The sequence below is a fragment of the Bacteroides sp. 1001302B_160321_D4 genome, assembly GCF_015667765.1.
Taxonomy (GTDB): domain Bacteria; phylum Bacteroidota; class Bacteroidia; order Bacteroidales; family Bacteroidaceae; genus Bacteroides; species Bacteroides xylanisolvens.
In genome coordinates, this window is record NZ_JADPLO010000025.1 from 57,004 (window position 1) to 79,205 (window position 22,202).

General features: G+C 41.7%; 14 protein-coding genes, 1 tRNA gene and 1 pseudogene. 7 read left to right on the top strand and 9 right to left on the bottom strand.

Annotated elements, in window-relative coordinates:
• Positions 1 to 117: 117 nt before the first annotated feature.
• Both KFO40_RS11665 and KFO40_RS11670 read right to left on the bottom strand, forming a co-directional pair.
• Positions 118 to 1,128 (bottom strand): 2-oxoacid:ferredoxin oxidoreductase subunit beta, encoded by a 1,011-nt coding sequence (locus KFO40_RS11665; RefSeq protein WP_074910543.1) that lies wholly within the window; start codon positions 1,126 to 1,128, stop codon positions 118 to 120.
• A gap of 3 nt (positions 1,129 to 1,131) precedes the next feature.
• On the bottom strand, positions 1,132 to 2,982 hold the full coding sequence (locus tag KFO40_RS11670; RefSeq protein ID WP_032811921.1) for a 2-oxoacid:acceptor oxidoreductase subunit alpha: 1,851 nt from the start codon (positions 2,980 to 2,982) through the stop codon (positions 1,132 to 1,134).
• Positions 2,983 to 3,185: 203 nt separating this feature from the next.
• On the opposite strand from KFO40_RS11670, the gene KFO40_RS11675 reads away from it, so the two are divergent.
• Positions 3,186 to 3,257: transfer RNA gene (locus KFO40_RS11675), tRNA-Arg, on the top strand.
• A 173-nt stretch (positions 3,258 to 3,430) separates the two neighbouring features.
• Here the strand turns inward: KFO40_RS11675 and secDF are convergent.
• From secDF to KFO40_RS11700, 5 genes are all read right to left on the bottom strand, one after another.
• Positions 3,431 to 6,442, bottom strand: a complete 3,012-nt coding sequence (gene secDF / locus KFO40_RS11680; protein WP_004317186.1) for a protein translocase subunit SecDF — start codon at positions 6,440 to 6,442, stop codon at positions 3,431 to 3,433.
• 165 nt (positions 6,443 to 6,607) lie between these two features.
• Entirely contained in the window at positions 6,608 to 8,692 is a 2,085-nt protein-coding gene (locus KFO40_RS11685; RefSeq protein ID WP_128859155.1) for a M3 family metallopeptidase, read from the bottom strand.
• Positions 8,693 to 8,723: 31 nt separating this feature from the next.
• Entirely contained in the window at positions 8,724 to 9,809 is a 1,086-nt protein-coding gene (locus KFO40_RS11690; protein ID WP_004317192.1) for an endonuclease/exonuclease/phosphatase family protein, read from the bottom strand.
• A 4-nt stretch (positions 9,810 to 9,813) separates the two neighbouring features.
• Positions 9,814 to 10,719: a rhomboid family protein gene (locus tag KFO40_RS11695; RefSeq protein ID WP_120067288.1), complete on the bottom strand. Its 906-nt coding sequence runs from the start codon at positions 10,717 to 10,719 to the stop codon at positions 9,814 to 9,816.
• Complete coding sequence (locus KFO40_RS11700; RefSeq protein WP_049701323.1) at positions 10,700 to 11,377, bottom strand: rhomboid family intramembrane serine protease; 678 nt, start codon at positions 11,375 to 11,377, stop codon at positions 10,700 to 10,702. Before KFO40_RS11700 ends, KFO40_RS11695 begins: the two co-directional genes overlap by 20 nt.
• Positions 11,378 to 11,598: 221 nt before the next feature.
• Between KFO40_RS11700 and KFO40_RS11705 the strand changes: the two genes are divergently transcribed.
• From KFO40_RS11705 to KFO40_RS25880, 3 genes and pseudogenes are all read left to right on the top strand, one after another.
• On the top strand, positions 11,599 to 11,871 hold the full coding sequence (locus tag KFO40_RS11705) for an HU family DNA-binding protein (RefSeq protein WP_004296482.1): 273 nt from the start codon (positions 11,599 to 11,601) through the stop codon (positions 11,869 to 11,871).
• 83 nt (positions 11,872 to 11,954) lie between these two features.
• Positions 11,955 to 13,772, top strand: coding sequence for an arginine--tRNA ligase (argS, locus tag KFO40_RS11710; RefSeq protein ID WP_211146386.1), 1,818 nt, complete (start codon positions 11,955 to 11,957; stop codon positions 13,770 to 13,772).
• Between the two features lie 68 nt (positions 13,773 to 13,840).
• A pseudogene (locus KFO40_RS25880) lies at positions 13,841 to 14,101 on the top strand (low temperature requirement protein A); the annotation flags it as partial.
• A 202-nt stretch (positions 14,102 to 14,303) separates the two neighbouring features.
• Here the strand turns inward: KFO40_RS25880 and KFO40_RS11720 are convergent.
• Both KFO40_RS11720 and topA read right to left on the bottom strand, forming a co-directional pair.
• Entirely contained in the window at positions 14,304 to 16,313 is a 2,010-nt protein-coding gene (locus tag KFO40_RS11720) for an LruC domain-containing protein (RefSeq protein WP_211146387.1), read from the bottom strand.
• A gap of 79 nt (positions 16,314 to 16,392) precedes the next feature.
• On the bottom strand, positions 16,393 to 18,738 hold the full coding sequence (gene topA, locus KFO40_RS11725; RefSeq protein WP_049701320.1) for a type I DNA topoisomerase: 2,346 nt from the start codon (positions 18,736 to 18,738) through the stop codon (positions 16,393 to 16,395).
• Positions 18,739 to 19,077: 339 nt separating this feature from the next.
• Here topA and KFO40_RS11730 point away from each other — a divergent pair, with 339 nt between their 5' ends.
• From KFO40_RS11730 to KFO40_RS11740, 3 genes are all read left to right on the top strand, one after another.
• Entirely contained in the window at positions 19,078 to 19,683 is a 606-nt protein-coding gene (locus tag KFO40_RS11730; protein ID WP_008023230.1) for a DsbA family protein, read from the top strand.
• Positions 19,684 to 19,741: 58 nt separating this feature from the next.
• Positions 19,742 to 20,701: an Rpn family recombination-promoting nuclease/putative transposase gene (locus KFO40_RS11735; RefSeq protein ID WP_074910559.1), complete on the top strand. Its 960-nt coding sequence runs from the start codon at positions 19,742 to 19,744 to the stop codon at positions 20,699 to 20,701.
• A 170-nt stretch (positions 20,702 to 20,871) separates the two neighbouring features.
• On the top strand, positions 20,872 to 22,077 hold the full coding sequence (locus tag KFO40_RS11740) for an IS256 family transposase (protein ID WP_074911582.1): 1,206 nt from the start codon (positions 20,872 to 20,874) through the stop codon (positions 22,075 to 22,077).
• The last annotated feature ends 125 nt before the right edge of the window (positions 22,078 to 22,202 follow it).

The window sequence follows — 22,202 nt, forward strand, 5'->3', positions numbered from 1 at the left end:
GCTGTGGGATGACTGAAGATGACCTTTAAGCAAACTTGAGGTGTATTTATAATGAAAGCTGGAGAAAGTGATTGTTTTATCCTTCCTCCAGCTTTTATATTATTGATGAGCAGTGAATTACTTCACTTCCCAAGTCTCATTAGTCATCAACAGCTCCTGGAAATTGTGATATTTCTTCTTGCTTTTGATTTCTTCGATTTGTTCTGTAACTGCATCATTGTACGTCGGGGCGTCCACATCACGGATTACACCGAGTGCAATCGGGAAGTCGGGACCTTCCATCAAAGCTAGCTTCAGTTGAAGCGTATTATCTTGGCAGTGTGCGTCGTGGATAAGGATATCCTTTTCTGTGATACCGTTCTCACCCAGTTTCACTACCTTCAGCCCGAAGCCTTCCTGCATCAATCCGAACTCCTTGTTTTCACCAAATAACATCGGTTTGCCATGTTCCAAGTAGATAGCGTTCTTGGCGCGTCCTTCTTTGGTAGCAACACTGGCGTGAGTTCCGTCGTTGAAGATCACGCAGTTTTGCAGAACTTCTACAACAGAAGCGCCTTTATGGTTAGCTGCTGCTTTCAATACTTCTACAGAAGCGGCACCATCTACTGCAATGCAGCGTGCAAAGAAACGTCCGCGGGCGCCAAAAGCCAGCTCTGCCGGATGGAACGGGTCTTCCACTGTTCCGTAAGGAGATGATTTGGTGACAAGTCCGCGTTCTGAAGTCGGTGAATATTGTCCTTTTGTCAGACCGTAGATACGGTTGTTCAGAAGAATCATATTCAGGTCGACATTACGGCGTAATGCGTGGATGAAGTGGTTACCACCAATTGCCAGACCGTCACCATCACCGGAAATCTGCCAGATAGTCAAATTGGGATTGGCTACTTTAGCTCCTGTTGCAACAGCAGCGGCACGTCCGTGGATAGTGTGGAACCCATATGTATTTACATAGTAAGGCAGACGGGAAGAACAACCGATACCGGAAATGACGGCAATATCGTGCGGAGCTACTCCCAGTTCGGCCATAGCTTTGTGCAGTGAGTTCAGGAAAGCGTGGTCACCGCATCCCGGACACCAGCGTGGTTGGCCTGATTTATAATCTTGTACGGTATATACTTTATCGCTCATCTTTTATTCCTCCAATAATTTAGTGAATGCATCTATCAATTCTCTCGTAACGAAAGGCTGTCCTTTCACTTGGTTGAACTGGCTGATGTTCAATCCGGGCACTTTCATGCGCAAATAACCTGCGAATTGTCCCAGATTCTGTTCAGCTACCACGATTTTCTTGTATTTACGCAATACATCGGCTGTATTCTTTGGCAGCGGATTGATGTACTCGAAGTGTGCGAATGCCACTTTTTTTCCGTGATCACGCATAAAGTCCATAGCCAGACGGAGATGACCGTAAGTACCACCCCAACCCACAATCAATAAGTCTGCATCTTCGTCACCCAATACTTCGAGTTCGGGGATATAGTCTGCAATCTTATCCACTTTGGCCTGACGCAGATGAACCATCTTATTGTGGTTTTCGGGTTCGGTAGAGATAGCGCCTGTTTCGTTGCTCTTTTCAAGACCACCGATGCGGTGCATGAATCCTTCAGTTCCCGGAGTAGCCCAGTAGCGTACGCCTGTTTCCGGATTACGTTGGTAAGGAGTCCAGTTGCCGGCCATATCCGGGGTCACATACGGAGGATTGATGGCAGGATATTCATCCAGGTTAGGAAGTTTCCATGCGGCAGAACCGTTAGCTACGAAAGCATCAGTCAGCAATACAACCGGAGTCATGTGTTCCAAGGCAATCTTGCATGCCATATAAGCGGCGTCGAAACAGTTGGTCGGCGATGTTGCGGCGATTACAGGCATTGGGCTTTCGCCGTTGCGTCCGTAAAGGGCCTGTAATAAGTCGGTCTGTTCTGATTTAGTAGGAAGACCGGTAGACGGACCGCCACGCTGTACATTGACAATCACCAATGGAAGTTCACCGATTACAGCAAGGTTCATCGCCTCACTCTTCAGGCAAACACCGGGGCCGGAAGTCGTAGTCACTGCCAAAGCACCGGCAAAAGCGGCACCAACTGCAGAAGCACAACCTGCGATTTCATCTTCGCACTGTACGGTTTTGACTCCCAATGATTTATGCTTGGCTAATTCGTGCAGAATATCAGTAGCCGGAGTGATAGGATAAGAACCCAGGTAGAGCCCCAGACCTGCTTTTTCAGCTGCGGCAATCAGTCCATAAGCGGTTGCTTTATTACCGTTGATATCTGTATAAAGTCCTTTAGATTTCGGAGCTTTGCTTTCAATCTTATAAGTAGAGACAGAAGCATGAGTGTTGGCTCCGTAGTTGAAACCATCGTTCAATACCTTAATATTAGCTTCTGCTATTTCGGGTTTCTTGGCGAATTTCTCGCGCAGCATTTTTTCAGCAGCAGCAAGGTTACGGTTGAACAACCAGCAAACCAATCCGAGTGCAAACATGTTTTTGCAACGGAGAATCGATTTGTTATCCAATCCGGAGTCTTTCAGGCTCTCTTTGCACATGGAAGAGATAGGAACTTCCAATACTTCCTGTTTTATTCCTAATTCTTCAAAGGGATTGTTGGTTTTAAATTGTGCCTTTTCCAAATCTCTGGCTTCGAATGAGTCGGAGTCGGTGATGATAAGTCCTTGCGGTTTACAGAATTTGATTTGTGTTTTCAGTGCGGAAGGGTTCATTGCTACCAATACGTGGCAACGGTCTCCGGGAGTGTAAACCTGTCCGGCACCGATGTGGACCTGGAAACCGGAAACACCGGTTAGCGAACCTTGCGGGGCGCGGATGTCTGCCGGATAGTCAGGGAATGTACAGATGTCATTTCCCACTGTAGCCGACACGTTCGAGAAGATGTTGCCGGCCAGCTGCATACCATCGCCGGAGTCTCCGGAGAAACGTACTACTACTTCCTCCAATTCTTTAACCATCATTTCGTCTGCCATAACTTTAATTACTATATTTAATTTAAAAACTGATTTTACTTTCAATTTGTGAGCGCAAAGGTCGGAAAGTTAATCGAATTATCAAAATAAATCCTACTTTATTGTCCTATTGACGCCAATTATTTGAAATATATGAAAGGAACCTGCATTTTTATTCTTGTTAAATCGACAGAAACCGTTATCTTTGCAAGCAAATTTGAAGCGGCCTTGTAGTTCAACGGATAGAATAGAAGTTTCCTAAACTTTAGATAGGGGTTCGATTCCCCTCGGGGCTACTACAGAAGAATCTATGAGAGTGGTGTTGTTTTGCTTTCATATTGTATCAAGTTTTAAGTGTAACAATAGCTTCTTTTAAGATGAACGTCTTATAGCTTCTATTTGTTTTAATAATCAATAGAAAAAGCCTCTACCGAATGTTCGGAAGAGGCTTTTCTATTTGTGGAGTTTATTATTCTTCCGTAGCTGGTACTACGACTTTTTTGTTCTTCATCATGTTGTATGCAATCGGAGATGCGATAAACAATGAAGATAATGTACCGATAACAACACCCAGGATCATTGCGAATGCAAAGCTGCGGATTGAATCACCACCAAGGATGAAGATACACAGCAATACGATCAATGTACTTAATGATGTATTGATGGTACGAGCCAGCGTTGTGTTCAGAGAGTCGTTGAACAATACTCGTTTGTCACGTTTCGGATATAAACCGAAGAACTCACGTACACGGTCGAAGATTACCACCTTATCATTAATAGAGTAACCGATAGCTGTCAGGATAGCACCAATAAATGTCTGGTCGATTTCCAGAGAGAATGGCAGGATACCCCAGAACAGTGAATAGGCACCGATAATCATAATGGTGTCGCAACTCAAAGCTACGATAGAACCGATACTGTAAGCAATGTTGCGGAAACGGAGCAAGATATACAAACCGATGGCGAGCAATGCCAATACTACAGAGTAGATAGCGCCTGTCTTGATGTCATCTGCGATACTCGGACCCACTTTCTGGGAGCTTACGATACTACCACCTGTGTGATTGTCACGGTCGATGAAAGTTTCCAATGTGATATTCTGAGTCAATACCGGCTTCAAGGTTTCATATAGATATGATTCGATTTCAGAGTCTACATTGTTGCCTTCATCTTCGATACGGTAGTTTGTACTGATACGTACGGTCTTTTTGTCTGTACCGATAGCAATAACGCTTACGTTGGCGTCGCCAAATTTGCTAGAGATCAATTCACGAACTTGTTCCGGTTCTACAGGATTCTCAAATTGTACCTTAAAGTTACGTCCACCAGTGAAGTCGATACTCTGACTCAAACCACGGATGGCAAATGAACCGATACAAACAACGATGATTGCACTGACAATAATAAGGGACTTTTTGTTTGTACCCATAAAATCGAAATGTGTATTGGTCATCAGATTCTTTGAAATCTTGGTTGTGAATGTCAAGTTCAACCACTTGTCTTTGTTCATGAAGTGTTCATAAACAATACGAGTAATGAACACTGCGGTAAAGAAGGATACCAAGATACCGATAATCAATGTCGTAGCAAAACCACGAATCGGACCAGTACCAAAGTTAAACAGGATGATACCTGTGATGATAGATGTTAAGTTAGAGTCGAAGATAGCCGAGAATGCATTTGAATAACCGTCGGCAAGTGCTTTCTTCACACCCTTACCTGCACGAAGCTCTTCTTTTGTACGTTCATAGATAAGTACGTTCGCATCCACAGCCATACCAAGTGACAATACCATACCGGCTATACCGGACATTGTCAGCGCAGCCTGGAAGGATGAAAGAATACCTAGCGTGAAGAAGAAGTTGAGGATTAACGCGCAGTTAGCAACCATACCTGGGATGAAGCCGTACATAGAGCACATGTAAATCATCAACAGAATCAGGGCTACAACGAATGAGAAAATACCCGCATTGATTGATTCTTGGCCTAGTGACGGACCAACGATATCTTCCTGTACGATGTGAGCCGGAGCCGGCATCTTACCTGATTTCAATACGTTAGCTAAGTCCTTAGCCTGTTCCGGTGTGAAGTGACCTGTAATTTGCGAACGTCCACCCGTGATTTCAGAATTTACGTTCGGGGCAGAATATACATAGTTATCAAGAACGATAGCAATGGAACGACCAATGTTCTGCTTAGTCAACTGAGCCCAGCGGCGTGCACCGTCAGAGTTCATTGTCATGCTTACAGCCGGTTTGCTGTATTGGTCGAATTCATCTTTCGCATCTGTTACTACGTCACCTTCCAACGGAGCTTTGCCGTTACGTTCGGTAGACTTGATAGCGTATAATTCGAAAGTCTGTCCTTTCTTGTCAAATTCAGAAGGAGAAACACCCCATTTCAGACGAAGGTCTTTTGGAAGATCAGCTTTGATTTCCGGCATAGCCAGATATTTGTTGATGTCAGCAGTATCTTTGTAGTTGGCATAACCAATAACGGGACCTTGTCCGCTAGAATTCAACTGAAGTATGGACAGTAAAGGATATTGCTTTTTGATTTCTTCCATATTTGCGGCAGACTTATCTTCAGCAGTTACGTCACCTTTCAGGGCAGCTGCAAGGCTGTCGGCAGCACTTACAGTTTTTTTCTCAACCGGAGTGGCTTCGGTAAGGACTGCTTCAATAGTATCTGTATCAGCTGTTGTTCCTTCAGCTAAAATAACACGCAATTTGGCGTCTGCAGATTGCATGGCAGGAAGAACTTCTCTAGCTGTATAAGTTTCCCAGAACTCCAGATTGGCAGAACCTTGGAGAAGTTTTCTCACACGTTCCGGCTCTTTAATACCCGGCAATTCTACCATGATGCGCCCCATTTTGTCTTCCAGACTTTGGATGTTCGGTTGAACGACACCAAAACGGTCGATACGGGTACGAAGAACGTTGAATGAGTTTTCAACAGCAGCTTTTACTTCTGCTCTCAGCACTTTTTCAACTTCTGCATCTGATGATTTCTGGTTAACTTTATCTTTCAACTGTTGTGTTGCGAAAAGTTCGGAAAGTTTTGCGTCCGGAGCAATTTTGTGGTATTCTCTGATGAACAGGGTGATAACATCATCCTGACTGTTGACAGCCTGTTTTGCAGCTGTCGCCAATGCGTTGTTGAAAGCTTCGTCAGGCTTGTTGTCTGCCAATGCTTTGATAACATCAGGTACGGAAACTTCGAGGATAACGTTCATACCACCCTTCAGGTCCAAACCTAAACTAATCTCCATCTCACGACATTGTTTCAGTGTCCAGTTCCACAGCATTACTTTCTCGTTAGAGAGAGAGTCGAGGTAGTCTTGTTCCACTTTCGGGTCGCCGTTCGCAATTTCTTTCGCCTTGTTGGTATAATGGCGTGTTACGAAGGAGAAGGAGAGGTAGAACACGCATACCAGCGTGAGTAATACCGCAAAAACCTTTACAAATCCTTTGTTTTGCATTTTACTTTTAATTTATGATGATTACTTTTTTAATTTAATTTTCAGTTAAATTCTGTCGTACACAAGTTCTTTTTGCCGTATACAAGGCTGCAAATATAGTTTTTTTTTCACATTCATGTGTAATAAGCCCTCAAATATTTGATGTTTAAGGGCTTTTTTACTGAATTATTTCATTCCTCTGTTTTTCAGTAGCGGTTCCAAGCTTGGTTCCGCTCCACGGAAATTCCGGTAAAGCACCATCGGGTCTTCGCTGTCGCCCTTCTCCAATACGTTGTGACGGAAGAGGTCGGCGGTGTTTTTATCAAAGATACCATGTTCTTTAAAGGCTTCAAAAGCATCATTATCCAGTACATTGGCCCATAGGTAGCTGTAGTATCCGGCTGCGTAACCACCAATGATATGATTGAAGTAAGTCACGCGATAACGCGGTGCTATTTCGGGGATGAGACCGAGCTTGTCCATGGCTTCTTTTTCGAATGTAAGCATGTCTATATTCTTTACATCTGTTACGGTGTGCAGGTTCATGTCGAGGATGGCGGCAGCCAGTAATTCGGTAGTCATGAAGCCCTGATTGAAAGTCTTCTGTTGCAGTATCTTTTCGATGATTTCGTCGGGTATCACTTCTCCTGTCTGATAATGTTTGGCATACATTTTCAGTACTTCCGGTTCAGTAGCCCAGTGTTCATTGATTTGAGAAGGAAGTTCTACAAAATCGCGCACTACATTAGTGCCTGATGTTCCTTTGTATTCACATTTTGTCAGCAGTCCGTGCAGAGCGTGCCCAAATTCGTGGAACAAAGTTTCTACTTCATCCATTGTTAATAGAGAGGGAGTATCGCCTACCGGTTTGGTAAAGCTGCAAACATTGCATACTAACGGACGGGTATCTCCGCGTTGTTCGCGGTAGTTGCTCATCCATGCGCCACCGCTTTTTCCGGAGCGTGGGAAATAATCGACGTAGAAGATACCGAGTTGCGAACCGTCTGCGTCTTTCACTTCAAAGACTTCCACATCCGGATGATAGGTAGGGATGCCTTCCAGTTTGTTCAGGGTGATGCCATATAGTTTGTTGGCTACGGCGAAAGCACCATCGCGTACATTCTCCAGTTTGAAGTAAGGTTTTGTATCCTCTTCAGACAGGTTGTACTTTTCTTTTCGTAGTTTTTCGGTATAATACCACCAATCCCATGCTTCCAGTTTTTCTCCTTTGCCTTCCTTATCCATTAATTTTTGAAGTTCGGTAGCTTCTGCCTTTGCTTTTGGCAGTGCATAGCTCCAAAGGTTGTTTAGAAGGCTCATTACGTTGTTGGCGTTCTTTGCCATCGTTTCGTCGAGAACGAAGTTTGCATAGCAGTCGAAACCTAATAATTTAGCTTTTTCCAGGCGGAGAGAAACGATCTTACGGATATTTTCCTTGTTATCGTTTTCGTCGTTGTTGTTACCGCGGTTGATGTAAGCTTTGTATATTTGTTCCCGAAGCGGGCGATTTTCTGAATATTGCAGGAAAGGCAGGCGGCTGGCATTATGCAGGGTGAATAGCCATTTTCCCGGTTGTCCGGCTGCTTTTGCTTCTTCAGCGGCGCTTTGGCGGAACCATTCGGGCAATCCTGCCAGATCTTCTTCTTTGTCAACGAAGAGTTTGAAAGCATTATTCTCATTCAGTATATTGTTGCTGAAAGTAATGCCGAGTGTAGAAAGTTCCTTGTTGATTTCGCGGAGGCGGGTTTGGTCTTCGGCATTAAGGTTTGCTCCGGAACGGACAAATCTTTTATAAGTCTTGTCCAGCAGACGTTCTTGTTCCGATGTCAGGTTCAGCGAATCCTTCTTTTGATAGACGTCGTTCACGCGCTTAAACAGTTTCTCGTTCAGAGAGATATTATCATCATGTTCTGAAAGAACCGGTGCCAGTTTGATGGAAAGTGCGGTTAGTGAGTCAGTCGTTTCCGCATCTGTCATATTGAAGAAAATGGCGCTCACACGGTCCAAGATAGGTGCGCTGTTATCCAAAGCTACAATTGTATTTTCAAATGTCGGAATTTCCGGACTTTCGATGATAGCTTCGATGTTTTGATTCTGCTCTTCTATCCCTTTCAGGAAGGCGGGTTCATAGTGCTCCAATTTAATCTTGTCGAAAGAAGGAACACCGTACTGGGTTTGAAACTCTGTAAAGAAAGGATTGCTTTCTGTTTTCGTAGCACAGGAGTACATCATACAACTTACTGCTAAAATGGTTAGTGTCTTTTTAATCATCATAAGTGTTTTTTATTAGAGTTTTCAGTTCTCATCGTTTACTGATATAGCACCAGATCGGGTAGTGGTCTGATGCTTTGATAGACCGGTCTACCGTGCAATTGTAGGCTTTCAGGTTGGGGCTGATCAAGATATTGTCTATGCGGAAATAGAACTTGTTCTGATTGTAGGAAATGCCCAATCCTTTACCGGACTGTGTGAATGCATCGTCTAGTTTTTGAGTCAGGATGCGATGTGTATACGAGATAGAACCGTCGTTGAAATCGCCGCATACGATAGTTGTCGGATATTTACATGCTGCAATGGCTTTAGCCACAGAATCAGCTTGTGAAGCCCGGATAGCCGATGCTTCCGCCAGTTTTCTGATTAATTGCCTAAGTCCGGTTTTTACTTTCTTGGCATTCGGGTCTTTAATCATATCCTCATACATCCCTCTGTCTTCTTTGGTGAGTTTGTTGGATTCCAGGTGGTTGTTGATTAATGTAAGAGTGTCGTTATTTACATTCAATACATATTTCATGGAACCGTTATAATTACTTTCATATTTGATGGGATGTATCGAGAGTATGGGGAACTTGGAGAAACAGGCAAGTTGCACATCTCCTTTCCCTTGTTGGTGGACGGATTGGTAAGGATAGGCTTTCAATGCTTTTTTAATATCCTGTTCCGTCAGGTATTTCTTGTTGGTAGCGGTGTTATATTCTTGCAGACAGATAATATCGGCGTTGCTATCTACAAGATAAGATAATACAGGGTTCTTTCCATCTTTCTTCTCCAGATTGTTGAAACTCATTACGTTATAGGATAGGATTTTGATGCTTCCTTCCGGTATGGTTTTAGTGGTGGAGTTAAAAGGAATATAAGTTCGTATCTGCGGAATACAAATCAGAAAACCGATGGCGGGCAAGAGCGCATAGCGGTAGTTGACGAATGCCCAGAAGCCGATAAAAATCAGATTAATCGTCAGGAATATCGGAAATGCAAGTCCCAAGCTGGAAGCAAGTGGGTTTATTTTCGGGTTAAGGTAAGGGCTATAAGCACTTAATATCAACGTTCCCACGAAGAGAGCGTTGACAGCAAGTATCAGATATGCGACAAATTTGCCAATATGTTCCATTCCTTTATCTTTTGCTTGCGTCGAACAAGCTTTTCTTTTCTTCAGTTGTCAGACTGTCGTAACCGGATTTTTTTAGTTTTTCCAAAATACGGTCCACTTCATCTGACTGTGCTTTTTTGTGGGCATTGTAATCATAATCCTTCTCGCGACCGGTGGCACTGTTTCCATAGTGTACCTTCATTTTCGGTTTCCGTTTCCATGTTTTCTTCTGAAACAAGGAGATGAAACCATCCAGAATCCAGTTGATCCAGGAAGTCAAATCAGTTCCTTTATTTAGGCTGGCAGCAAACCAAAGTCCAGCAAGAGCACCGCCTAGGTGGGCGATATGTCCTCCGGCATTACTTGAAGTGATGGATAATACATCGATTCCGATGACAACCAGTGCCAGGTATTTGAGACGGATAGCGCCGAAAAGAAAAAGTTGCACCCTGTAATTAGGCTCACGATAAGCCGTAGCGGCTACGATGGCTAATACGGAAGCCGACGCTCCTACCAATGTTGAGCCTACCACTTGCGAACTGAATAAAGGAAATACATTGTAGGCGATCATATACAGTAAACCTCCGCAGATACCTCCCAATACATATAGTCCTCTTAAATGTTTGGCCGAGAAAAAGTAGAGAAACAAACTTCCGAACCAATACAGCCAGAGCATATTGAATAAAATATGCAGGATGCCGGCATGCATAAACATATAAGTAAATAGCGACCACGGTTGATGAATAAATCCGATAAAGGATGCCGGTAAGGCAAATATACCGAATATATCGGGGGTATTTACCTCAAAAAGTCGTAGGAAAACGTTAATCAACGTGCCGATCAGAAAGATGCCTACGTTGATATAAATCAGTTGGATGAAAATATTTCCTCTTCTGAATGTCTCCTTTAAATCAGCTATAATATGTCCCATTGTTATTGCTTTTTTTTCTCCAATATAAAATCAGGATCAATCCGAATAACATTCCTCCCAAGTGAGCAAAGTGAGCGACATTATCTCCGGCGCTATTGGCAAGCCCTGCCCATAATTCAATTGCGGCATATCCTATCACGAAGAACTTCGCTTTGATAGGGAAAGGCAGCGGAAAGATGAACAACCGGTTGTTGGGAAACAGCATACCAAATGCCAGCAAAATGGCGTAAACGGCTCCCGAGGCACCTACGGTGGTCATCATGTTCAGATATTGCTCCATAGGGATAACGCCATATCCGATCAAATTCACTTGTGTATGTTGGCTAAGTTCTATCACATATTGAATATATTGCACTCCTTCCTGGATAAGTCCCGCACCGATACCACAGAGAATATAGTAGAAGAGAAAACGTTTGGGTCCCCAGGTTTGTTCGAGAATCGGTCCGAACATGAAAACTGCAAACATATTAAAGAAAATGTGGCTGAATCCGCCGTGCATGAACATATAAGTGATAAGCTGTGCCGGATTAAAGTCACTTGCGAGGAAAAAATGTAATCCCAGATAATTCGTTAAATCCAGGCCGTAACGTTGGGCTACGATTGTCCCGAAAAATACTAGTACATTGATAATTATCAGGTTTTTAGTTACAGTTGGCATCATTTTAATTTCTGAATATTTAGATAATAGACGCAAAAGTACGAATAAATTCTGTTTTAAAGCATGAAAAACGCTTCCTATTAGCTCTTTTTCAATAATTTGCTGCGTTTTTTTTATGTTTTTATTTGATATGTTGTTTTGTTCGGCTATATTTGTGGAATCAATCCATTGTGGGATAATCTTTTGTGTAACATATATATTAATTAATCATTTTACGTATTATGAATAAGTCTGATCTTATTAGTGCAATGGCTGCTGAAGCTCAAATGAGCAAAGCCGATGCAAAAAAAGCACTTGATGCTTTCATCACTTCAGTTACTAATGCTATGAAAGCTGGTGACAAAGTATCTCTCGTAGGTTTTGGTACTTTCTCTGTAAGCGAAAGAGCTGAAAGAACTGGTATTAACCCTTCTACAAAGGCAACTATTACTATTCCTGCTAAGAAAGTAGCTAAATTTAAAGCTGGTGCTGAATTATCTGCAGCTGTTGAATAAGATAGATAGTTGAAAGAAATTAGGAGAGGAGACGCGATGCGTCTCCTTTTTTTGTATCTTTGCGCGCAAGAAATAACTTGATTATGAAGATAGAAGATAAACTTGTAGTGTCCGTCATCAGCGGACTGAAAGCACTCTACGGTCAGGAAGTCCCTGAAAAGATGGTGCAAATGCAAAAAACAAAGAAAGAATTTGAAGGACATTTGACACTGGTCGTGTTCCCTTTTCTGAAGATGTCGAGAAAAGGACCGGAACAGACGGCACAGGAGATCGGTGAATATCTGAAAGCCAATGAACCGGCTGTAGCTGCCTTTAATGTGATAAAAGGTTTCCTGAACCTGACTATCGCATCGGCTACCTGGATTGAACTGCTCAATGAGATTCAGGCTGACGAGCAATATGGTCTGGTAAAAGCTACCGAAACTTCTCCGTTGGTAATGATCGAGTATTCTTCTCCGAATACAAATAAACCGCTTCACTTGGGACACGTGCGTAACAACCTTTTAGGTAACGCATTGGCTAACATTGTAGCTGCCAACGGCAACAAGGTAGTAAAGACTAATATCGTAAACGACCGTGGTATCCATATCTGTAAATCCATGCTGGCATGGAAGAAATATGGAAACGGCGAAACTCCGGAAACTTCCGGAAAGAAAGGCGACCATTTGGTAGGCGATTATTATGTCTCTTTCGACAAACATTATAAAGCGGAACTGGCAGAACTGATGACTGGATTTACAGCGCAGGGAATGAGTGACGATGAGGCTAAGGCGAAAGCCGAGGCAGCATCTCCTTTGATGCAGGAAGCCCGTGAAATGTTGGTAAAGTGGGAAGCCGGCGATCCGGAAGTACGCGGATTGTGGGAAATGATGAACAACTGGGTATACGCCGGATTCGACGAAACCTATAAAAAGATGGGCGTCAGCTTCGACAAGATATATTATGAATCTAACACCTACCTCGAAGGAAAAGAGAAGGTGATGGAAGGACTGGAAAAAGGCTTTTTCTTCAAAAAAGAGGATGGTTCCGTATGGGCTGACCTGACTGCCGAAGGACTGGACCACAAATTACTCCTCCGTGGTGACGGTACTTCTGTCTATATGACACAGGATATAGGTACGGCTAAACTTCGTTTTGCTGATTATCCGATTGATAAGATGATTTATGTAGTGGGTAACGAACAGAATTATCACTTCCAGGTACTTTCTATTTTGCTTGATAAGCTTGGTTTCGAATGGGGTAAGAGTCTGGTTCACTTCTCTTACGGAATGGTGGAACTGCCGGAAGGTAAGATGAAGTCCCGTGAAGGTACTGTGGTGGACGCTGACGACTTGATGGAAGAAATGATTTCCACTGCTAAAGAAACTTCACAAGAACTCGGAAAACTGGATGGTTTGACACAGGAAGAAGCGGATGATATTGCCCGTATCGTTGGTCTGGGAGCTTTGAAATATTTCATCCTGAAAGTGGATGCCCGTAAGAACATGACGTTCAATCCGAAAGAATCTATCGACTTCAATGGTAATACAGGGCCATTTATCCAATATACTTATGCACGTATTCAGTCGGTGCTCCGGAAAGCGGCAGAATCGGGTATTGTCATTCCTGAACAGATTCCGGCTGGCATTGAATTGAGCGAAAAAGAAGAAGGCTTGATTCAGATGGTGGCTGACTTTGCGGCTGTTGTAAAACAAGCCGGTGAAGATTATAGCCCGTCTATTATCGCTAATTATACCTATGATTTAGTGAAAGAATACAATCAATTCTATCACGACTTCAGCATTTTGCGTGAAGAGAATGAGGCGGTGAAAGTATTCCGTATCGCTCTGTCTGCTAATGTAGCCAAAGTTGTTCGTTTGGGAATGAACTTGCTGGGTATTGAGGTTCCTTCCAGAATGTAAGACTTTCTCTGAACAAAATATACTTCTGCGGGGTTTCTTTTATATATAAAAGGAATCCCGTATGTTTTATTCCCCCCCCCCATCCCTTACTTCGGAAGAGAGAAACGGAAACTGCTACTGTCTCTTATTCCGAACTGCTGTTTGACCTGATCTATGTTTTCTCGGTCACGCAGCTTTCACATTATTTGCTCCATAATCTTACTTGGGCAGGATTATTGAAAGAAACCATCTTGTGGTTTGCTGTCTGGATGTTGTGGTAACACACCATTTGGGTGACTAACCGGTTTAATCCGGATACCAGGCCGATTCGTATTCTTCTTTTTATCGCATATTATTGCTGTGGTTGCTTTAGCTTTACTGCTTTCCTGGCCTTATCACATTTCTTTATTGACAATGAATATCCTGGTGACATCTGTTTTTATATTTGTGATTGTGTTTGATATGTTATTTCCTGATAAAGGTTTTAAGATCAAATGAAAAAGTCAGACTAAGTTTAACCCTAGTCTGACTTTTCATTATTGTTGATGACTGTTATTTTTTAGGGTATTTGTACCAGTCTTTGGCTTGTGCTCCATTAGATTTAACCCATGTTGCAAATTTCGGATATGATTCGTCTATTCTTACGCCTTCTTCGGGGATAGGGAATTCGCTAATTGGCATATTGAGAGCAAATGGCATTAAGTCTATCGAAACATAATATAATCCCTCATCAGGTCTGGAAACATCTTTGCCAGTGCCTAATAGTGATGGATTGGCTTTATCTGTAGGGGGATATTTTACCAAATGCACTTCTCTACCTCTGGTTTTATCTGACTCTACGAAAATAAACGGATTATAAGGTGGTAATACGTTTTTTGAGCTTACATCATTCACTTGAATTGTTACAGTATACTTTTTGTCTGCTTCTTCTTTTCCGTCAAAAATCCTCATGTTATCAAATAATAAAATTGTAGGATGAGATTGGCCGGTCTCTGTTTTCCCAGGCATATATTGAGATTTGGAGGCATAAGAAGGCCCTTCAATAGAAACGTCACTAATATCGCTGTTAGCGATGTTATGTAATTGATAGCCAAAGCCGTTTATCAAATAACCTCCTCGGTGAAACGGAGTGAATTCATCAACAATTTTGTATACCCGATTTGTCAATATGGATTTATATACTTTACTCTTATATCGTATCATGACATCATTCATGTCATAATCTCCCTGTTCCGGCCATAAGTCCTCGAATGTCAATATTCCGGAGTAAGTAGTGTAGTTGTCTTCATCAGTTGGAACTTTAGGATCTTCGGGCAAAGGAGGAACTACTTCTTCATCAATCGCATTTTTTTCGGAAGTATGGATATAGAAAATGGCATCGCAATAATCTAAGTCTATATTATCCTCAAATCCTATTGCTACAATTTGATTGGATTCTGTATCTCGCAGTGATACGGTTCTTTGTCTCTTTATGCCATCACTTCCCGCTTTGTTCAAAATGGTAGTAGAGTATCGGGTTCCCATGCCTTGAACAAGGTCACCTTGAACGTATTCATCTAAAGGCTTGCTTCTGAATCCCATACCTTGCAGACACCAACCAATGGTGATCCCAGCAGGAAATTTTTCTTCAAATTTACCTTCTTTTTCGTTCCAGTATTTCAATTTAACTTCATCGCCACAAACTAAAGCACCCACTCCGGCTGTTTTATAAACAGGAGAAGCATTTGGAAATGCCAGTACCTTTTGGATATTTTCCAGAGTGGGTGTTTCGCCAGTAGGATAAGTGTAATATCCTACAGTGTTGTACCAAGCGGCAGTACTATTGACAAATACAAGACTTACTTCGGTTTCTTTAGTGATAGGGATGTCTGATATCATTTTTCCGTTAAAGAATTCGGGATAGTTGTCACGAATGCTTTTTCCGTCCGTTTTTCTAAAAACGTTTTTTATATTATAAAGTACGCTGGCAGGCGGAATATTTTTTTCTGCAGATAAGTTATTGGGACGTCCGTTGTCGTTCCAGTCTACATTGGGTAGAAGCATCCAGTCATCCTGATATTTATGCTGATTGGTTGTCACTCCTCTGCTGACGGGTGTTGATGCTTTTGCGAGTAGAGATTGAATATACTCATTTTGGTTGAAAGAAATACGATGGTCTTCGCCAATTGTGAGTTTTATAGGCGATGCTGCACCTAAATAGTCGGATGATAACCATACTTCTGAAATATCTGCCCGTATAGTTATTCCATCTTCATTGAACGTTCCCTTTTTGCTGGTGGCGGCACGGTAGAAAGGTTCTATGTCTTTTTTCTTCCAGCTACCATCTTTATCATTTACTTCAATCGGGTCTTGATCATAAATTTCAAAAAGAACCACATAATCTTCCTTGAAGCCATAGTCAATGTCTATAGCCAGATTCTGGTTCATGTTGAAATCAAAAAAGCTTTCTTTGGGAAGTTTTTCCGGCTCTTGAAATAAATCACGCTGGTCGTCTACACAACCACATATTAATGGGGCACAAAATAGACCCATTAATGTTTTTACAAATATTGTTTGTTTCATAAGTTTTTGAAAATAAGTAAAATAAATGGCAAATATATAAAAAGATTTATATATCTGCCATCATTCTTATTTTATTTTCTTACTTCTTTTTCGAAAACTTCTTTTTTGGTGCTGGATTCGCTCCTTTTTCGTCTTGAAGCTTGATTAAGTCGAGACAACTTTTCAGCGTTAAATCCTGTGGGACAATATCTTTGGGAATTTTATAATTGGAACCTTTATAGGTAATATAAGGTCCATAGCGTCCGTTCAGAATCTCGAGTTCCGGTTCCTCTTCAAACTTCTTGATGTGGCGTTCCACTTCTTTCTGGCGTTTGTCTAAAATGAGTTGTTCCGCCTCTTCTAAAGTAACTTCCATCGGGTCGAGTCCTTTAGGGAGCGATACATATACCTTATTATGCAGGATATACGGACCGAAACGGCCTACACCGACACTGACTGTCTTTCCTTCATATTCGCCCAATGTACGAGGTAATTTGAATAATTCCAGTGCTTCTTCCAATGTAATGGTTTCCATGGACTGGCCCTTCTTCATTTGTGCAAAGCGTGGTTTTTCTTCATCTTCTACAGTACCAATCTGTACAACAGGACCGAAACGGCCAATCTTAACCGAAATGGGTTTTCCTGTCTCCGGGTCTTCTCCCAGGATGCGTTCGCCTACTTTATGTTCCGTCTTGATAGCCAACGTGCTTTCTACAGACGGGTGGAACTTATCATAGAAATTCTTCATGATAGAAGTCCACTTTACTTCTCCTTCTGCAATTTCGTCAAATTCCTTTTCTACGCTGGCGGTAAAGTTGAAATCCAGAATGTCCGGGAAATATTCGGTAAGGAAATCATTTACCACAGTGCCAATATCCGTTGGGAGTAGTTTAGCCTTTTCTGCACCGGTAATTTCAGTATGATTTTCGTCTTTAATCTGATGATCCTTTAATGTCATGACATTAAACTGACGTTCTTCTCCGTCTTTATTACCCTTCTCCACATATTCACGTTGTTGGATGGTAGAGATAGTAGGCGCATACGTAGACGGGCGGCCGATGCCCAGTTCTTCCAACTTGCGTACAAGACTTGCTTCCGTGTAGCGTGGAGGGCGTTGAGTGAAACGTTCGGTTGCGATGATAGGGCCATGTTCCAACTTCTGGCCTTTCTTCAAAGGAGGAAGCAGGTGGCTTTCATCTTCCTGTTCGTTGTCGTCATCATAAGATTCACGGTACACACGCAGGAAACCGTCGAACTTAATCACCTCACCGATAGCTGTAAATACGTCGCTGCTGCCACTTATCGTTATGGTAGCAGTTGTCTTTTCCAGTTCCGCATCTGCCATTTGTGAAGCAATGGTGCGTTTCCAGATCAAGTCATACAGTTTCTTTTCTTGTGCTGTTCCTTCAACGGATTGGTTCTCTATATAAGTAGGGCGGATGGCCTCGTGAGCTTCTTGTGCACCCTTGGTCTTGGTCTCGAAATGGCGGGGATGTACGTAGCGGTCGCCCATCATTTTGATGATAGCGTCTTTACTGCCAGCCGTTGCAAATTCCGAGAGGTTGACAGAGTCCGTACGCATGTAAGTGATGAATCCCGATTCATATAAACGCTGCGCGAGCATCATGGTCTGCGCTACGGTATATCCCAGTTTGCGTGCGGCTTCCTGTTGTAAAGTAGACGTTGTGAACGGAGCAGGAGGCGTTTTCTTGATCGGGCGGGTGGTAATATCATCGATTGCAAAGCTCGCTCCCTGACAAGCGTCGAGGAAAGCCTTTGCTTCTTTTTTTGTTTTGATACGGCGAGCCAGTTCAGCTTTCATTTCCACCAGCTTTCCATCCGCGTCCGGGACGAGGAATACGGCAGTGACGCGATAAGCAGCTTCCGTTTTGAAGGCATGTATTTCACGTTCACGTTCAACGATCAGACGGACGGCAACAGACTGAACACGTCCGGCAGAGAGTGCCGGTTTCACTTTTCTCCAAAGTACGGGAGAGAGTTCGAAACCTACGATACGGTCCAGAATCCGTCGTGCTTGCTGTGCATTTACGAGGTTGAGGTCAATGTCGCGTGGTTGTTCAATAGCTTTTAAGATAGCGCTCTTCGTAATTTCATGAAATACGATTCGTTTTGTGTTTTCCGGTTTTAGTTTTAAGACCTCATACAGATGCCAGGCAATTGCCTCTCCCTCGCGGTCCTCATCGGATGCGAGCCATACGGTTTCTGCCTCTTTAGCTTCTGTCTTTAGTGTGCTAACCAGCGCCTTTTTGTCTGCCGGGATTTCGTAGCTGGGTTCAAAATCATTATTTACGTCGATACTGAAATCTTTTTTCTTCAGATCGCGTATGTGTCCGTAACTAGAAAGGACTTTGAAATCTTTCCCCAGAAACTTTTCAATCGTTTTTGCTTTTGCCGGAGACTCGACAATGACAAGGTTTTTCTGCATAATTCTTTCTTTTATAATGGCTTGTACCACAATATTCGGGGACAAAAGTAAAAAAAAAGATTCTCCCTACCTTATATTATAAGGAGAATTTAATAAAATCTTAAGATTTACATTTTATTGCAGGAAATAAAATATCAATTGGTATAGGTTAGTTTCTCTATATTCTACGTACATTTGTCTCATTAGTAAGTTGGTTTTCGTTTGACTTAAGTTGAACTATCGCTTGACTTAACTAAAACTATCGCTTGACTTAAGTCGAACGAAAATTCAATAGCATGATAAATAATTAATATATAGGGAAGTGGAGTTTAATCTTTCCTAATGAAATACTAATAAATAATGAGTGTAAATTATGATCTTTATGAGACTCCCGATCTCACAAAAAGTGGGGAAGAACAACCTTTGCATGCACGTGTCGTACTGAAGGGTAGTTATACAGCCGAAGAATTTGTAGAACAAGTGACTGCATTTCAGCATATGCCTCATGCGCAAGTGGTAGGTGTCATAGAAGCTATCTCGAAAGAACTAAGACATTTGCTTTTGAAGGGATTTTCTGTTGAATTGGGTGATATTGGTTATTTTACTCTTTCTTTGAATGTGAACAAAGAAGTGACTGATTCAAAAGACTTGCGTTCACCGTCAGTATCTCTTAAAGATATTAATTTGAGAATCAACCGTCAGTTTAAGAAGGATATTGAGACTGAATTGGTATTACAACGTTATCATTCGCCTTTTCGTGTGAAGAATCCATTAGCAGAAGAGAAGTGCTTGCAGCGATTAAATAAATTCTTGGAAAAGAATCCATGTATTAATCGGCAAGATTATGCCTTACTTGTTGGAAAGACAAAAACACAGGCATTGCAGGATATTAATGCATTTATTGAAAAAGGGATTTTAAAAAAGTATGGAGCGGGACGATCGGTAGTCTATATAAAGGTAGGATGAGTCATTTTATCGGATATATATACTTGATATTAAACATTTTCTGCTTACCTTTGTTTGCATGAAAAAAGAAAACGGGAAAGGAGACGAACCTATGGCCAGTAATTATATTCGTTTCGATTGGGCTATGAAACGCTTATTGCGTAATAAAGCCAATTTTGCAGTTCTTGAAGGCTTTCTGACTACTCTTCTCAATGAAAAGATTGTCATTCAGAAATTGTTGGAAAGTGAAGGAAATCAAGAAGATGAGTTTGATAAGTATAATCGTGTTGATATGCTTGCGGAGAACTCTAAAGGAGAGCTTATTCTGATTGAAGTTCAGAATAACAATGAGTATGCTTATTTCCAACGTATGTTGTTTGGTACTTCTAAATTGGTGACCGAGTACATTAATCGTGGAGAAGGTTATGATAAAGTACGTAAAGTGTATAGCGTTAATATTGTCTATTTTTCATTAGGCAATGGAAAGGATATAGTATATCATGGTAAAACGGAGTTCAGAGGGATTCATCAGAATGATGTGCTGGAGTTAACTCCATTTCAGAAACAGACGTTTAAGGTCGATGCTGTCAGCCAGCTTTATCCTGAATATTATATATTAAAGGTGAATGACTTTAATCAGGTTGCCAAGAGTCCGTTGGAAGAATGGATTTGTTATTTGAATACAGGTGATATACCAGATAGTGCTACTGCTCCCGGTTTGACGGAGGCTCGTGAACGATTGAAACTCGATAAAATGACGAAAACTGAACTTGAAGCATATTATCGTCATTTGGATAATATTGTAATATTGAAAGATAATATATTGACAGAACGTGCGGAAGGCCGCGCAGAGGGTCGCGCGGAAGGTCGTGTAGAAGGACGTGTAGAAGGACGTGTAGAAGGTCGTGCAGAAGGTCGTGCAGAAGGACGTGCGGAAGAAAAAAGAGAAACAGCACGTAATATGAAGGCTTTGAATATTCCTATTAATACTATTTCACAGATAACAGGTCTGTCGGCAGAAGAAATACAAGGTTTGTAAATCTATTACGGATTTGTAGTGAAGACAACAAAATAATTGAAGTTTAAGTTGGGATATTCAGTAAATGTTCCTCTTTGGGACTTTCCATAATATTGTGTAAATAGAAAACTACGGGATTCTTCTCGTAGTTTTTTTTATTTATATATTAACTTTGTAAAAAAGCAGATTTTATGGACATCCCCAAAGAATTTTTAAGTAAAGAGTTCCTGTCTCAGTTTAAGACAGGTGAAGATGTTACCGCTTTCATGAAAGAGCTTCATACTCGTGTCTATGAGCAAATGTTGGAAGCTGAACTTGATAACCACTTAGGTTATGAGAAACACTCCAATCAAGGCGATCATAGTGGCAACTCCCGCAATGGTAGTTATAAGAAGCAGATTCAAACAGAGATGGGAGAATCTGTTATTCAGGTCCCCCGTGATAGAAAAAGTGAATTTGAGCCAGTTGTAGTCCCTAAGCATCAATCCCGTGGCTTGTCTATTGAACGTCTTGTAATCTCTCTTTATGCCAAAGGCATGAGCGTATCTGACATTGAGTCAGAAATGCAAGAAATATACGGTATCAATCTTTCCACCTCCGCTATCTCTATTATTACCAATAAAGTCAGCCAGGCTGCTTCAGAGTGGCAGAATCGTCCTTTGGAGAGCTTATATATGATTGTCTGGATGGATGGTATCGTATTTAAAGTCAGGGAAAATGGTAAGGTCATCAACAAGACCGTTTATTTATGTGTAGGTCTAAATAAGGAAGGCCTGAAAGAGGTATTGGGTATGTGGGTTGGTAAAAATGAGAGCGCTGCCTTCTGGATGGGCGTTTTAACGGATCTCAAAGCTCGTGGTGTAGAAGATATACTGATTACGGTTACTGATAATCTGAATGGATTTACAGAAACTATCAAGAGTGTGTTTCCAACATCTACCACTCAAATATGCGTAGTGCATCAAATAAGAAACTCCTGTCGGTATGTGGTCTGGAAAGAAAAAAAGGAGTTTACTTCTGATTTAAAGAATATCTATAATGCACCTACTAAAGAAGCCGCAAAGATGGAGTTGGAGAACTTTGAGCAAAAATGGGGGACTAAATATCCATATGCGATACGCTCATGGAGAAATAATTGGGAAGAACTCACCGTATTCTTTGACTTCCCGGTTGAAATTAGAAAGATCATATATACAACGAATCTCATTGAGAATCTGAACGGAAAAATTAGAAAGTACACCAAAAACAAGCTATCATTCCCAAATGATGATGCCTTGAAAAAGTCTGTGTATCTGGCTATTACAGAAATAGAAAAGAAATGGTATCAACCTATTTGGAATTGGGCATTGATTTTTAATCAATTTATAACTATATTTGAAAACAGGATTCAAGTATAAAACTCGAATCCTCTAGTTTTCTATTTACACAAAATCGTGGACAGTGCCTCCTCTTTCTAAAAAATCAAGAGAAAAGCTTTGCTTTACGTGAGCTTTTCTCTTGATTTTTTCGTTCAACTCTCCCA

Bases quoted from the DNA above. Each gene is read 5' to 3' on its own strand.
- KFO40_RS11665 (WP_074910543.1), bottom strand. From the start codon at position 1,128: ATGAGCGATAAAGTATATACCGTACAAGATTATAAATCAGGCCAACCA.
- KFO40_RS11670 (WP_032811921.1), bottom strand. From the start codon at position 2,982: ATGGCAGACGAAATGATGGTTAAAGAATTGGAGGAAGTAGTAGTACGT.
- secDF (WP_004317186.1), bottom strand. From the start codon at position 6,442: ATGCAAAACAAAGGATTTGTAAAGGTTTTTGCGGTATTACTCACGCTG.
- KFO40_RS11685 (WP_128859155.1), bottom strand. From the start codon at position 8,692: ATGATTAAAAAGACACTAACCATTTTAGCAGTAAGTTGTATGATGTAC.
- KFO40_RS11690 (WP_004317192.1), bottom strand. From the start codon at position 9,809: ATGGAACATATTGGCAAATTTGTCGCATATCTGATACTTGCTGTCAAC.
- KFO40_RS11695 (WP_120067288.1), bottom strand. From the start codon at position 10,719: ATGGGACATATTATAGCTGATTTAAAGGAGACATTCAGAAGAGGAAAT.
- KFO40_RS11700 (WP_049701323.1), bottom strand. From the start codon at position 11,377: ATGCCAACTGTAACTAAAAACCTGATAATTATCAATGTACTAGTATTT.
- KFO40_RS11705 (WP_004296482.1), top strand. From the start codon at position 11,599: ATGAATAAGTCTGATCTTATTAGTGCAATGGCTGCTGAAGCTCAAATG.
- argS (WP_211146386.1), top strand. From the start codon at position 11,955: ATGAAGATAGAAGATAAACTTGTAGTGTCCGTCATCAGCGGACTGAAA.
- KFO40_RS11720 (WP_211146387.1), bottom strand. From the start codon at position 16,313: ATGAAACAAACAATATTTGTAAAAACATTAATGGGTCTATTTTGTGCC.
- topA (WP_049701320.1), bottom strand. From the start codon at position 18,738: ATGCAGAAAAACCTTGTCATTGTCGAGTCTCCGGCAAAAGCAAAAACG.
- KFO40_RS11730 (WP_008023230.1), top strand. From the start codon at position 19,078: ATGAGTGTAAATTATGATCTTTATGAGACTCCCGATCTCACAAAAAGT.
- KFO40_RS11735 (WP_074910559.1), top strand. From the start codon at position 19,742: ATGAAAAAAGAAAACGGGAAAGGAGACGAACCTATGGCCAGTAATTAT.
- KFO40_RS11740 (WP_074911582.1), top strand. From the start codon at position 20,872: ATGGACATCCCCAAAGAATTTTTAAGTAAAGAGTTCCTGTCTCAGTTT.